Below are 12,750 nucleotides of genomic sequence, written 5' to 3' on the forward strand. Positions count from 1 at the left end.
CGCACGGGTCCGGCTGCCCTCGGTCGTCACCGGGCAGCCGGACCCGCCGGTCAGGCCGCCCGCAGGTACGGGTCCGGCCAGTTGGGCGCGGCGCCCAGCTTGGCGGCGGCCTGGTACGGCCAGTACGGATTGCGCAGCAGTTCCCGGCCGAGCAGCACCAGGTCGGCCTCGCCGTCGGCGATGATCGCCTCGGCCTGCTCCGGTTCGACGATCAGGCCGACCGCGCCGGTCGGCACCTGCGCCTCGCGGCAGACCTGAGCGGCCAGCGGCACCTGGTAGCCGCGCCCGACCGGGACCTTGGCGGATGGCGAGGCCCCGCCGGAGGAGCAGTCGATCAGGTCCACCCCGGCGGCGGCGAGTTCGGCGGCGAGGGCCACGCTGTCCTCGACCGTCCAGCCGCCTGGCACCCAGTCGGTGGCCGAGATCCGGGCCAGTACCGGCACGTCCTCACCGACAGCGGCGCGCACCGCCCGAGCCACCTCCAGCGTCAGCCGCATCCGCCCGGCCCGGTCACCGCCCCAGCCGTCGGCCCGATCGTTGGTCAGCGGGGAGAGGAACTCGTGCAGCAGGTAGCCGTGTGCGGCGTGGATCTCCACGGCGGCGAAGCCGGCCGCCACCGCCCGCGTGGCGGACTCGGCGAATGCCGCGACGACATCGGCGATCCCGGTGTCGTCCAGGGCCGACGGCACCCGGTACTCCGGCACGAACGGTGCACCGGTGGGCCCGACCGGCGTCCAGCCACCCTCGGCGTCCGGCACCCCACCCTGGCGCGGCTCCCACGGCCGGTACGTCGACGCCTTGAAGCCGGCATGCGCGAGCTGCACCACGGGCACCGCGCCGTGCGCGGCCACAAACCTGGTCACCGGCCGCCAGGCGTCGACGTGGCGGCCGGACCACAACCCGGTGTCCTGCGGACTGATCCGGCCCTCCGGCAGCACGGCGGTCGCCTCGGTCATCACCAGGCCCGCGCCACCGATCGCCCGGGTGCCCAGATGGACCAGGTGCCAGTCGGTGGGCAGGCCGTCGGGGCCGGCGCTGTACTGGCACATCGGTGCCAGCGCGATCCGGTTGGGCAGGGTGACCGTCCGCAGCGTCAGCGGCGTGAACAACGAACTCATCGCGCCATCCTCTCCCGTGGGCGCGACCTCAGCGCCGACGGCGAGCTGTGGGCTCGCGCACGGTCGGTGTCCGCTGACCCTGCGCCGCCACCACCGTGGGGTCGCGTACCGCCAACGCTCCGGCGGTGGCCAGTGCCCAGCCGACGGCAACCGTCAGCAGCAGCCGCTCCAGCACCCCGACCAGCGGACTCCGGCCGACCAGCAGCATCGCCAAACCGACCGCGCCCGCGAGTGGCAGCGACACCGCTGCCGCGACGAGGCCCGTGCGCCGCAGCCGGCGTCGCGCCACCGGCGAGAAGGCGACCGCCAGCATCGCGAAGACCACCGCCGCCGTCGCGGCGATGCTGGCCCCGCCGTGCACCAGATCCGCCACGGTGGCCCGTTCGAACGGCGGGAGTGGGCAGCCGGCGCTGCACGTCACCGCTCCGGACAGGACCGTGCACAGGCTCGCCGCCACGAGTAGCGTCACGGCGGCCCGAAGTGCCGTGTCGCCGTGCGGCGCACCGACCCGTAGCGCGACGGCGAGCAGCAGCAGCGCCCCGGCCAGGGCGAACACTCCGATCCGGTACGTCCAGGCATAGTCGCTGTCGACGACACCGGCCTCACTCACGTACCCGGTCAGGCCCGGTCCTGGGCCGGCGACCACGGCGAGTGTCACCGCAGCCGCGCCAGCCAGGGCGCAGAGCGCGGCGACCAGCGCGGCGCCGCGCCGCACCGACCGTCGGACCGTGGCCGGCGGCTCAGCCACGCCCGTGCGGCGTCGTCCAGCCGTGCAGGTCCGGCCCGAGCGGGACGATCCCGGTCGGGTTGATCTCGTGATGGGTGGCGTAGTAGTGCCGCTTGATGTGGTCGAAGTCGACGGTCTCCCCGAAACCGGGCGTCTGGAACAGGTCCCGCGCGTACGCCCACAGCACCGGCAGCTCGGTGAGTTTCTGCCGGTTGCACTTGAAGTGCCCGTGGTACGCCACGTCGAAGCGGACCAGCGTGGTGAACAGGCGCACGTCCGCCTCGGTGATCGAGTCCCCCATCAGGTAGCGCCGGCCGGCCAACCGCTCCGACAGCGCGTCCAGCCGGGTGAACAGCGCCTCGAAGGCCTCGTCGTACGCCTGCTGGCTGGTGGCGAAGCCACACCGGTAGACGCCGTTGTTGACGTCCCGGTGGATCTCGGCCATCAGTGTGTCCATCTCCGGGCGCAGCTGGACCGGGTAGAGGTCCGGCGCGCCGGGAGCGTGCAGCCGCCGCCACTCGGTGGACAGGTCCAGGGTCAGCTGCGGGTAGTCGTTGGTGACCACCCGGCCGGTCCGGGTGTCCACCAGCGCCGGCACGGTGACCCGGCCGGTGTAGTCCGGATCGGTGGCCAGGTACGCCTCGGAGAGGAAATCGATGCCCAGCACCGGGTCGAAGCCGTCCGGGTCGAGGGCGAACCGCCAGCCCCGGTCGTCGCGGATCGGGTCGACGGTGCCCAGCGAGATGGCGTCGGTCAGCCCGAGCAGGTTACGCACGATGAGCGCCCGGTGCGCCCACGGGCAGGCCCGGCACCAGATCAGCCGGTAGCGGCCGGGCTCCAGCGGCCAGCGGTCCTGCTCGTCCGGCCCGCCGCCTGGCGGTGCGGTCGAGTGCGGGGTCACCCGCCCGGTGAACCGGTTGGGTTGGCGGACGAACGCGCCGCCGCCGCTGGTTTCCGCGCTGAACTGGGCCCGTGCCATGCCCACAACCTATCGGCAGCCACCGGGGATATCCTGGCCGTCGGTGAGTCCCCGCGACCCGGCGGACGCACCGTTCCGCCCTTCCCACCACCCCCGAAGGACTCGCGATGACCGTGGCATACCTGGTGGCCGGTGTCCGCACCCCGATCGGCCGGTACGCGGGCGCGCTGGCCGGCGTACGCCCCGACGATCTGGCCGCCCACGTGATCCGTGAGCTGGTCGCGCGGCACCCGTCGGTGGACTGGGCGCGTACCGACGACGTGGTGCTGGGCTGCGCGAACCAGGCCGGTGAGGACAACCGCAACGTGGCCCGGATGGCGGCGCTGCTCGGCGGGCTGCCCGAACAGGTGCCCGGCAGCACGGTCAACCGGCTCTGCGGCTCCGGGCTGGACGCGCTGGCCACCGCCGCCCGGTCGATCGTCGCCGGTGAGGCGGATCTGGTCGTCGCGGGCGGGGTGGAGAGCATGAGCCGGGCGCCGTTCGTGATGCCGAAGGCGACCACCGCGTTCTCCCGCGCCGCCGAGGTGTACGACACCACCATCGGTTGGCGGCTGGTGAACCCCTTGATGGAGCGGGGCTGGGGCATCGACTCGATGCCGGAGACGGCGGAGAACGTGGCCGCCGAGTACGGCGTGGACCGGGCGGCACAGGACGAGTTCGCGTACCGCTCGCAGTTGCGGGCCGCGAAGGCCCAGGCCGACGGCCGGCTGGCCGAGGAGATCGTGCCGGTGACCGTGCCGGCGGGCCGGCGGGAGACCCGGCTGGTCGAGGTCGACGAGCACCCCCGACAGACCTCGCTGGAGAAACTGGCGGCGCTGCCCACCCCGTTCCGCGACGGCGGCACGGTGACCGCCGGCAACTCCTCGGGCGTCAACGACGGCGCGGTGGCCCTGCTGGTCGCCTCGGAGGCGGCCGTCGCCGCGTACGGTCTCACGCCGCTGGCCCGGGTCACCGGCACGGCGGCGGCCGGTGTGCCGCCCCGGGTCATGGGCATCGGGCCGGTTCCGGCGACCCGGCGGCTGCTGGACCGGCAGGGGTTGGCGCTCGCCGACATCGACGTGATCGAGCTGAACGAGGCATTCGCCGCCCAGTCCGTCGCGGTGCTGCGCGAACTCGGCCTGCCGGAGGACGCGGAGCACGTCAACCCCAACGGCGGCGCCATCGCCCTGGGGCACCCGCTCGGCGCGAGTGGTGCCCGGCTGGCGCTGACCGCCGCGCTGGAACTGCGTCGGCGCGGCGGGCGGCGGGCGTTGGCCACCATGTGCATCGGGGTGGGGCAGGGCATCGCGCTGCTGCTGGAGGCCGCCTGACCCGTCGGCACCGAACGGTGGATCAGGAAAAGAGCGTTGTGGATCTCCCCCCGCGCGACGGACCGGCTTAGAGTGGTCAGCATCACGATCCACGGCGACGACGTGAGGTGCAACCAGTGCAACAGCCGGACGGACTTCCCGCCGAGATCGACCTCTCCCGGCCCAGCGCGGCGCGGGTGTACGACTACTTCCTCGGCGGCGCCCACAACTTCGACATCGACCGGCAACTGGCCGACCAGATCGCGGCCATGACGCCGAACCTGCCGGCGACGATGCGGGCGGGGCGGGAGTTCCTCCGCCGGGCCGTGCATACCCTGCTTGAGGCCGGGATCGACCAGTTCCTGGACATCGGCTCCGGCATCCCCACCGTCGGCAACGTGCACGAGGTGGCCCAGGCCGTGAACCCGAAGGCCCGGGTGGTCTACGTCGACATCGACCCGGTCGCGGTGGCGCACAGTCGGGAGCTGCTCGCCGGCAACGAGTCGACCGGCGTCATCCACGGCGACCTGCGGGACCCGGAACGGATCCTGGCCGAGGCGCGCAAACTCGACCTGCTCGACTTCGACCGGCCGCTGGGCATCCTGCTCGCCGGGGTGGTGCACTTCGTCCCGGACACCGACCGACCCGGTGACATCCTGGCCACCCTGCGCGCGGCGGCGGCCCCCGGCAGCCACCTGGTGATCTCCCACTCCACCTTCGAGGACCAGCCGCAGGAGATGCTCGACGCGCAACGGCTGTCGGCGCGTACCGCCACCGAGATCACCCTCCGCTCGCGGGCCGAGATCACCGGATTCTTCGGCGACTGGACCATTGTGGAGCCCGGGGTGGTGCACATGGAGCTGTGGCGACCCGACTCGCCGTCCGAGGTCACCGCCGACGGGCAGCGCTTCGGTGCCTTCGGTGGTGTCGCCCGGAACGACCGGCCCGCCGGCTGATCCCGATGGCCGCCGTGGGTGCCTCCGGCGGGGACACCGTCGACCCGGCCGGCGCCCAGCGGTACGCCGCCGCCTGGACGCGGGCCGTACGCCGGCTGGGTTTCGTGCCGCTGAGCGCGGCCGAGACCGAACGGCTGTTGCTCGGGCACACCCTCCGGCTGGCGGAGGTGCTGCTCTCCGCCGAACCACCGGCAGCGGCGGCGGAGGAGGTCGGACGCTCACTCGTCGCCGCGCACCTCACCGAGCCGGGGGTTATCGAGTGGTCGATCCGTACGCTCGGCGAGCGGTTCCGGACCGACGTGCTCGCCGCCACGGCCGGGCGGCCCGGCCTCGACGAGCGGCTCGCGGTGATGCGGGGCGCACTCGCGGCCGGCTTCGCCCGCGCGCTGCGGGAGCGGACCTTCGTCCAGCAGGAGGGGATCGCCCGCGCCATGTGGCAGGCGCGGGACGACGCGGAGGCGGCGTTGCGGGACAGCGAGGCCCGCTTCCGGGCGGTCTTCGACGGCGCGGCCATCGGCATCGGCATCGCCGGAGTCGACGGGACGATCATCGACGTCAACCACGCCTTCGCCGACATGCTCGGCTACCCCGTCGAGGAGCTTCGGCAGCTCAACGTGGCGTCGCTGTTCCACACCGACGACGCGGCCGGCATGTGGGAGCTGTACCAGGAGCTGATCGAGGGCAAGCACGACGCGGCCCGGGTCCAGAAGCGGTACTACCGCAAGGACGGCAGCGCCGTCTGGACCGACCTGGCCGTCTCGCTGATCCGCCACGACGACGGCCGGCCACGGTTCACCGTGGCCGTGGTCGAGGACATCACCGAACGGTATGAACTCCAGCAGCGGCTGCGCTTCCAGGCACTGCACGACCCGCTCACCGGCCTGCCGAACCGGACGCTGTTCTTCGACACGCTGGCCGGCCTGGTCGAGCAGCCCGACGCACCCGGTCGGGTCGGTGTCTGCTTCCTCGACCTGGACGGGTTCAAGGCGATAAACGACAGCCTCGGGCACGCCCTCGGCGACCGGTTGCTGGTGATGATCGCCCGACGGCTGGCCGACTGCGTGGCCGACCAGGGTTACCTGGTCGCCCGGATGGGCGGTGACGAGTTCGTCATCCTGGTCGACGGGGTCACCGCCGTCCAGGACGTGATCGCCGTGGCCGAGTCGGCGCTGGCCGCCGTCGCCGCGCCGGTGCACGTCGGCGACCAGCAGCTCGCGGTCTCGGCGAGCATCGGCATCGTCGACTCGGCGGTCGCCGGCACCAGCGTCGTGGAGCTGATGAAGGCCGCCGACGCCACGCTCTACTGGGCGAAGGCGGAGGGCCGCGACCGGTGGGCGGTGTACGACCCGGAGCGCAGCGCCCGGGACACCGCCCGGTCGGCGCTTGCCGCCGGGCTGCCGCTGGCCCTCGACCGGGGCGAGTTCGTGCTGCACTACCAGCCGATCGTGTCGCTGCTCGACGGGCGCATGCTGGCCGTCGAGGCGCTCGTCCGGTGGCAGCATCCGGAACTGGGGCTGATCGGTCCCGACCGGTTCATCGGGCTCGCCGAGGAGACCGGCCTGATCGTCCGGCTCGGTGAGTGGGTGCTGCGGCAGGCGTGCCGCGACGCCCAGCGGTGGCACACCGACTTCCCGGACGCCGGGCTGGTGGTGAGCGTCAACCTGGCCGCCCGCCAGGCCGACCGTCCGGCGATCGTGGACACCGTGGCCGACGCGTTGGCCAGCACCGGACTGCCGGCGGAACTGCTGCAACTGGAGCTGACCGAGAGCGCGGTGATGGGGTCGGCGGGGGAGCCGCTGCGTACCCTGCACCGGCTCGCCGCGCTCGGCGTACGGCTGGCCGTGGACGACTTCGGCACCGGGTACTCGAACCTGGCCTACCTGCGCCGGTTGCCGATCACCTGCCTGAAGTTGGCCGGCCCGTTCGTCGAGGGGATCCGGGGCACCGAGCCGGACGACGCCGACCACCGCGACGAGCGCATCGTCGACGCGCTGGTGCGGCTGGCCCACGCGTTGGAGCTGTGGGTCACCGCGGAGGCGGTGGAGACCGAGACGCAGGCGGAACGGTTGCGGGCGTTGCGGTGCGACACCGCGCAGGGCCGACTGTTCGGCCCGCCGGGGCCGGCGGAGGCGATCGTCGCCCGGCTCCGCGAGCCGGAGTGAGGAAGCACCCGGTCGACGCCCGCGGGGACAATGCCCTTCGCGACTGACGTGCCGAGCCAACTGATGTACCGAGCCCAACTGATGTGCCGAGCCAACGGGAGTCGACGTGAGCCTGACCGACACGGGTACCGCGGTGTCGGTGATCACCGCGCTGGCCATCCTCGCCGGGTTGGCCGGGGTGGTGGTGCCCGGACTGCCGGCGCTGCCGCTGTGCTGGGGCGGCGTCCTGGTGTGGGCCCTGTTCGGCGACGCCGGAGCCGGCCGGTGGCTGGTACTCGCCGCCGCGACGCTGGTCGCCGTCAGTGGCACCGTGGTCAAGTACGCCTGGCCCGGCCGCAACCTCAAGCGGGCCGGGGTGCCCACCACCTCGCTGCTCGCCGGTGCGGTGCTCGGTCTGGTCGGCTTCTTCGTGATCCCGGTGGTCGGGCTGGTCATCGGCTTCGTCGGCGGCATCTTCGCGATGGAGCGGCTGCGGCTCGGCGACACCCGACTAGCCTGGCCGGCGACGAAACAGGCGGTCGCCGCGGCGGGCCTGTCGATGCTTGTCGAGTTCCTCTCCGGCATGGTGATCGGTGCCCTGTGGGTGGCCGGCCTGGTGATGGCCTGACCGGCGGCACGGTGCTGACCGAAGCGGCGCGGGGCGGAGTCGGGGTACGGCGCGACGCCGTACCCGAGAGAGAGGTGACGCTTTCCCGCGCCGCCGCGGCGGCCGGGCTGTTTTGAGGGTTCGGTGGTCGGCCCGTCGCGATCGGGCCTGGTCACAGGCCTAAGCATGGGGTACGACCCACCCGACCGGCAACGCAATTGCGACCCTGGCGCTCCTACCCGCCATCCATGGAGCTGAGGCGGGTCGGATCCAACACGACGATGGTGCCGGGCTCGACCCGGATGGCACCCGCGCCGACGAGAGCCTGCAGCGCACGGTTGACGGTCACCCGGGACAGACCGATCTCCTCACCGAGTCCCTGCTGCGCTCCCGGCAGAGTGATCCGGCTGCCCCGCGTACGCATGGATTCGACGACCCAGGCGGCGACCCGCGTGACGGGCTGCGGCGCGGCGCGGCGGACCTGGGCCCGGCGGTCGCGGTTCACCTGGTCGGACAGGTGGCGTAGGACGTGGTCGCGGAGCGCCGGCACCTCATCGATGAGATCTCGCAGGTGGTCCGCCGGTAGCAGGCGGATCCGGCAGGCGGTCGACGCGGTCCAGGTCGCCGTGTGCGATCCGCCGCCAAGTACGGCTGCCTTGTCGATCACGCATGGGCCGGTCACCGTCACGAATCGGATCCGCGAGCCGTGGCTGGTGTCATAGCCTGCCGAGAGAGTTCCGCGGATCACAACGACGAGGTGTCGGGCCGGCTCGCCGACGCGGGCGGCGGTGGCGCCCCGGGAAAGGTCGCGGGGCGGACACTTGTTGGCGAGCCATGCCAGGCGTGCCTCGTCGAGCATCGAGAACAGCGGCACCGCCGCCAGTTCGACCTGGTCCATCTCGCGGAGCGTATCGCGGGATACAGCCGTACGACTGCCTGGTCCTTAGGCTCCTTGCCATGATCTGCGTGGAACTTGCCTTCACCGATGAGCCTGCCCGGCTGGCGGCCCGGCCGGCCCACCGGAGCCGGTTGCGGGCGCTGCACGAGCAGGGCGCGCTGCTCCTCGCCGGCCCCTGGGACGGCGACTCCGGTGCGTTGCTGGTCTTCACCGGCGACCGGGCGGAGGTCGATCGGCTTATGGCCGACGATCCCTACTTCACCACCGCCGGCGTCGACGTTGTCGCGGTGCGCGGATGGCGACCGGTCGTCGGTCCCTGACGGTTTGCCGGGGGAGTGGTTGGGGGTACGGGCGGAGCGTCTTGTTGACGGTGATCGGCTCGGGCCGGTAGACCTTGGTGATGGAGGCTCGCGGATGAGAAGGCCGCCGCTCACGTTGGAGCAACTGCGGGTCGCCGTCGTCGAGGGCGAGATCGACACGGTGGTGCTGGCCCTTGTCGACATGCAGGGCCGGTTGCAGGGCAAACGGTTCCACGCCCCGTACTTCCTCGACCAGGTCGTCGCGAACGGCAGCGAGGGCTGCAACTACCTGCTCGCGGTCGACGTGGACATGAACACGGTCGACGGGTACGCGATGTCGAGCTGGGCACGCGGCTACGGCGACTTCGCGATGAAACCGGACTTCGGCACTCTGCGCCGGGTGCCGTGGCAGCCCGGGACGGCACTGCTCCTGGCCGACCTGGAGTGGCTGGACGGCACCGGTCCGGTGATCGCCTCACCGCGGCAGATCCTGCGCCGGCAGTTGGACCGGTTGGCCGGGCACGGGTTGACCGCGTACGCCGGCACCGAGCTGGAGTTCGTGCTGTTCCGGGACTCCTACGAGCAGGCGTGGCGGAGCGGCTACCGGGAGCTGACCCCGGCGAACCAGTACAACGTGGACTACTCGTTGCTCGGCACCGCCCGGGTGGAACCGCTGCTGCGCCGCATCCGCACCGAGATGGCCGGCGCGGGACTGGTTCCGGAGAGTGCCAAGGGGGAGTGCAACCTCGGCCAGCACGAGATCGCCTTCCGCTACGACGAGGCGGTGGCCTGCGCCGACCACCACGTCATCTACAAGAACGGGGCGAAGGAGATCGCCGCCCAGGAGGGCATGTCGATCACGTTCATGGCCAAGCCGAACGAGCGCGAGGGCAACTCCTGCCACATCCACTTCTCGTTGCGCGACGCCTCCGGTGGCTCCGCCATGCTCGGTGACGGGCCGGCGCACCTGAGCCCGACCGGGCAACGGGTGCTCGCCGGACTGCTCGCCACGATGCGGGAGATGAGCCTGCTCTTCGCGCCAAACATCAACTCGTACAAGCGTTACCAGCCGGGCTCGTTCGCGCCGACCGCGTTGCGCTGGGGCACGGACAACCGCACCTGCGCGCTGCGGGTGGTGGGCCACGGTCAGGGAATGCGGGTGGAGAACCGGGTGCCGGGTGCCGACGTGAACCCGTACCTGGCGATCGCGGCCCTGGTGGCGGGCGCGCTGCACGGCATCGAGAACGAGTTGGACCTGGCCGAGGAGTGCACCGGCAACGCGTACGACGACCCGAGCGCCGAACGCGTCCCCGGCACCCTCCGCGACGCCCTCACCCTCTGGGAAGCGTCGGACGTCGCCCGGGACGCCTTCGGCGAGGAGGTGGTCGCCCACTACGCCAACATGGCCCGGGTCGAGCTGGCCGCCTTCGACGCCGCCGTCACCGACTGGGAACTCACCCGTGGCTTCGAACGCCTCTGACCCCACCCCAGCCGCGATCATGCAGTTGTGGCTCCTGAAGTGCGGGGATACATGGCATTTGCCAGATGCCACAACTGCATGATCGATGAGGAGAGGGTGGGTGAGGGTGGGTGGGTGAGGTGTGGGACCCGGCTCGTGGGGTGGTGTTGCGGGAGGTTGGGGAGAGCTCCGTCGGGGATGTGGACGCGGCGGTCGAGCGGGCGCAGCGGGCGTACCAGCGGTGGCGGTGGGTGAGTCCGGCGGAGCGGGGCCGGTTGTTGCGACGGTTCGCGGCGGTGGTGGACGAACACCTGGAGGAGCTGGCGCGGCTTGAGGTGGCCAACGCCGGCCACACCATCGGCAACGCGCGCTGGGAGGCGGGCAACGTCCGGGACGTGCTGGACTACTACGCCGGGGCGCCGGAACGGCTCACCGGGCGGCAGATCCCGGTGCCGGGCGGGTTGGACGTCACCTTCCACGAACCGCTCGGTGTGGTCGGGGTGATCGTGCCGTGGAACTTTCCCATGCCCATCGCCGCCTGGGGCTTCGCCCCCGCGCTCGCCGCCGGCAACACGGTGGTGCTCAAGCCCGCCGAGCTGACGCCGTTGACCGCGTTGCGGCTGGCCGAGCTGGCCGACCAGGCGGGTCTGCCGGAGGGCGTGTTCACCGTGCTGCCCGGGCGGGGCGAGGTGGTCGGCGAACGGTTCGTCAGCCACCCGGCCGTCCGCAAGATCTGCTTCACCGGCTCCACCGAGGTGGGCACCCGGATCATGGCCGGCTGCGCGAGCCAGGTGAAGCGGCTCACCCTGGAGTTGGGCGGCAAGTCGGCGAACCTCGTCTTCGCCGACGCCGACCTGGAGCGGGCCGCCGCCACCGCGCCGTACGCGGTCTTCGACAACGCCGGCCAGGACTGCTGCGCCCGGTCCCGGTTGCTGGTGCAGCGTGGGGTGTACGACCGCTTCCTCGAACTGCTCGAACCGGCGGTACACGCCTTCCGGGTGGGTGACCCGGCCGACGAGAGCACCGAGATGGGACCACTGATCTCGGCCGGGCAGCGGGACCGGGTCGCCGGGTACGTCGAGGATTCGCGGGTGGCGTTCACCGGTTCCCGGCCCGACGGCGCCGGCTACTGGTACCCCCCGACCGTGCTGCTCGCCGACTCGCCCGGGGACCGCCACTGGCGGGAGGAGATCTTCGGTCCGGTCGTCTCGGTGCTGCCCTTCGACGACGAGGCCGACGCCGTCCGGCTGGCCAACGACACCGAGTACGGTCTCTCCGGCTCGATCTGGACCCGGGACGTGGGCCGGGCGCTGCGGGTGGCCCGGGCCGTCGAGGCCGGCAACCTGAGCGTCAACTCCCACTCCTCGGTGCGGTACTGGACGCCGTTCGGCGGGATGAAGCGCTCCGGCCTGGGCCGGGAACTGGGGCCGGACGCCCTGCACGCGTTCACCGACGTCAAGAACGTCTTCGTCAGCACCGAGGAGTGAGCATGCAGGGACGGTTGCGGGACCGGGTGGCCGTGGTGACCGGGGCGGCCAGCGGTATCGGGCTGGCCACCGTGCGGCGGTTCGCCGCCGAGGGTGCCCGGGTGGTCTGCGTCGACATCGACACCGAAGCCGGCCAGCGGGCCGCCGACGAGGTGGGCGGGAGTTTCGTCGCGGCCGACGTGGCCGACGAGGCGGCGGTACGCGATCTCTTCGACGGGGTGGTCGAGCGGTACGGGCGGGTGGACGTCGCCTTCAACAACGCCGGCATCTCCCCGCCGGACGACGACTCCATCCTGGAGACCGGGCTGGACGCCTGGGAACGGGTGCTGCGGGTCAACACGACGAGCGTCTACCTCTGCTGCAAGCACGTCATCCCGCACATGCGCCGGCAGGGGCGGGGCTCGATCATCAACACCGCCTCCTTCGTGGCGTTGATGGGCGCGGCCACGTCGCAGATCGCGTACACCGCGAGCAAGGGTGGGGTGTTGGCGCTCACCCGGGAACTGGGCGTGCAGTTCGCCCGGGAGGGCATCCGGGTCAACGCACTCTGCCCGGGACCGGTGGCCACGCCGTTGCTGCGTGAGCTGTTCGCGGCCGATCCGGAGCGCGCCGCCCGCCGGCTGGTGCACGTGCCGATGGGCCGGTTCGGTGAACCGACCGAGATCGCCGCCGCGGTGGCCTTTCTGGCCAGCGACGACGCCTCGTTCATGACCGCCGCGCAGTTCGTCGTCGACGGCGGCATCACCGGCGCGTACGTCACTCCGCTGTGATCGCCCGTGCACAGCAGGTG

12 protein-coding genes are annotated in these 12,750 nt (G+C 72.2%); 8 read left to right on the forward strand and 4 right to left on the reverse strand.

All coding sequences use genetic code 11. The features are described from left to right. Nucleotides 1-50: 50 nt before the first annotated feature. From O7597_RS19220 to O7597_RS19230, 3 genes are read right to left on the reverse strand one after another with little or no spacing between them, the layout of a single operon-like run. Nucleotides 51-1,118, reverse strand: a complete 1,068-nt coding sequence (locus O7597_RS19220) for an NADH:flavin oxidoreductase/NADH oxidase (RefSeq protein WP_281580317.1) — start codon at nt 1,116-1,118, stop codon at nt 51-53. Between the two features lie 28 nt (nt 1,119-1,146). After that, the gene (locus tag O7597_RS19225; protein ID WP_281580318.1) at nt 1,147-1,866 is read right to left on the reverse strand and encodes a DUF998 domain-containing protein; all 720 of its coding nucleotides are present in this window, start codon (nt 1,864-1,866) and stop codon (nt 1,147-1,149) included. Beyond that, the gene (locus tag O7597_RS19230; protein ID WP_281580319.1) at nt 1,859-2,824 is read right to left on the reverse strand and encodes a glutathione S-transferase C-terminal domain-containing protein; all 966 of its coding nucleotides are present in this window, start codon (nt 2,822-2,824) and stop codon (nt 1,859-1,861) included. Before O7597_RS19230 ends, O7597_RS19225 begins: the two co-directional genes overlap by 8 nt. A gap of 107 nt (nt 2,825-2,931) precedes the next feature. Between O7597_RS19230 and pcaF the strand changes: the two genes are divergently transcribed. The 4 genes from pcaF to O7597_RS19250 all read left to right on the forward strand — a co-directional run bounded on the left by pcaF (nt 2,932) and on the right by O7597_RS19250 (nt 7,838). After that, nucleotides 2,932-4,134 carry a 3-oxoadipyl-CoA thiolase gene (gene pcaF, locus O7597_RS19235; protein WP_281580320.1) on the forward strand — a complete coding sequence of 401 codons (1,203 nt, stop codon included), beginning with the start codon at nt 2,932-2,934 and terminating at the stop codon, nt 4,132-4,134. 116 nt (nt 4,135-4,250) lie between these two features. After that, on the forward strand, nt 4,251-5,069 hold the full coding sequence (locus O7597_RS19240) for an SAM-dependent methyltransferase (protein WP_269739352.1): 819 nt from the start codon (nt 4,251-4,253) through the stop codon (nt 5,067-5,069). 5 nt (nt 5,070-5,074) lie between these two features. Then, complete coding sequence (locus O7597_RS19245; RefSeq protein WP_281580321.1) at nt 5,075-7,231, forward strand: EAL domain-containing protein; 2,157 nt, start codon at nt 5,075-5,077, stop codon at nt 7,229-7,231. Nucleotides 7,232-7,337: 106 nt separating this feature from the next. After that, complete coding sequence (locus O7597_RS19250) at nt 7,338-7,838, forward strand: DUF456 domain-containing protein (protein WP_269739350.1); 501 nt, start codon at nt 7,338-7,340, stop codon at nt 7,836-7,838. A gap of 214 nt (nt 7,839-8,052) precedes the next feature. On the opposite strand, the gene O7597_RS19255 is transcribed toward O7597_RS19250, so the two are convergent. Then, nucleotides 8,053-8,715: a Crp/Fnr family transcriptional regulator gene (locus O7597_RS19255; RefSeq protein WP_269739349.1), complete on the reverse strand. Its 663-nt coding sequence runs from the start codon at nt 8,713-8,715 to the stop codon at nt 8,053-8,055. A 59-nt stretch (nt 8,716-8,774) separates the two neighbouring features. Between O7597_RS19255 and O7597_RS19260 the strand changes: the two genes are divergently transcribed. From O7597_RS19260 to O7597_RS19275, 4 genes are all read left to right on the forward strand, one after another. After that, complete coding sequence (locus tag O7597_RS19260) at nt 8,775-9,035, forward strand: YciI family protein (protein ID WP_269739348.1); 261 nt, start codon at nt 8,775-8,777, stop codon at nt 9,033-9,035. Nucleotides 9,036-9,129: 94 nt separating this feature from the next. After that, nucleotides 9,130-10,494, forward strand: a complete 1,365-nt coding sequence (locus O7597_RS19265) for a glutamine synthetase family protein (protein WP_281580322.1) — start codon at nt 9,130-9,132, stop codon at nt 10,492-10,494. A 110-nt stretch (nt 10,495-10,604) separates the two neighbouring features. Further along, nucleotides 10,605-11,960: an aldehyde dehydrogenase family protein gene (locus tag O7597_RS19270; protein ID WP_281580323.1), complete on the forward strand. Its 1,356-nt coding sequence runs from the start codon at nt 10,605-10,607 to the stop codon at nt 11,958-11,960. Between the two features lie 2 nt (nt 11,961-11,962). After that, nucleotides 11,963-12,730, forward strand: coding sequence for a 3-oxoacyl-ACP reductase (locus tag O7597_RS19275; protein ID WP_269739345.1), 768 nt, complete (start codon nt 11,963-11,965; stop codon nt 12,728-12,730). Nucleotides 12,731-12,750 lie beyond the last annotated feature (20 nt).

Origin of the sequence: Verrucosispora sp. WMMC514 (assembly GCF_027497295.1) — a bacterium.
GTDB classification, from domain to species: Bacteria; Actinomycetota; Actinomycetes; order Mycobacteriales; family Micromonosporaceae; genus Micromonospora; species Micromonospora palythoicola.

Coding starts and splice junctions, on each gene's coding strand:
- O7597_RS19220 (WP_281580317.1), bottom strand. CDS start 1,118: ATGAGTTCGTTGTTCACGCCGCTGACGCTGCGGACGGTCACCCTGCCC.
- O7597_RS19230 (WP_281580319.1), bottom strand. CDS start 2,824: ATGGCACGGGCCCAGTTCAGCGCGGAAACCAGCGGCGGCGGCGCGTTC.
- pcaF (WP_281580320.1), top strand. CDS start 2,932: ATGACCGTGGCATACCTGGTGGCCGGTGTCCGCACCCCGATCGGCCGG.
- O7597_RS19245 (WP_281580321.1), top strand. CDS start 5,075: ATGGCCGCCGTGGGTGCCTCCGGCGGGGACACCGTCGACCCGGCCGGC.
- O7597_RS19255 (WP_269739349.1), bottom strand. CDS start 8,715: ATGGACCAGGTCGAACTGGCGGCGGTGCCGCTGTTCTCGATGCTCGAC.
- O7597_RS19260 (WP_269739348.1), top strand. CDS start 8,775: ATGATCTGCGTGGAACTTGCCTTCACCGATGAGCCTGCCCGGCTGGCG.
- O7597_RS19265 (WP_281580322.1), top strand. CDS start 9,130: ATGAGAAGGCCGCCGCTCACGTTGGAGCAACTGCGGGTCGCCGTCGTC.
- O7597_RS19275 (WP_269739345.1), top strand. CDS start 11,963: ATGCAGGGACGGTTGCGGGACCGGGTGGCCGTGGTGACCGGGGCGGCC.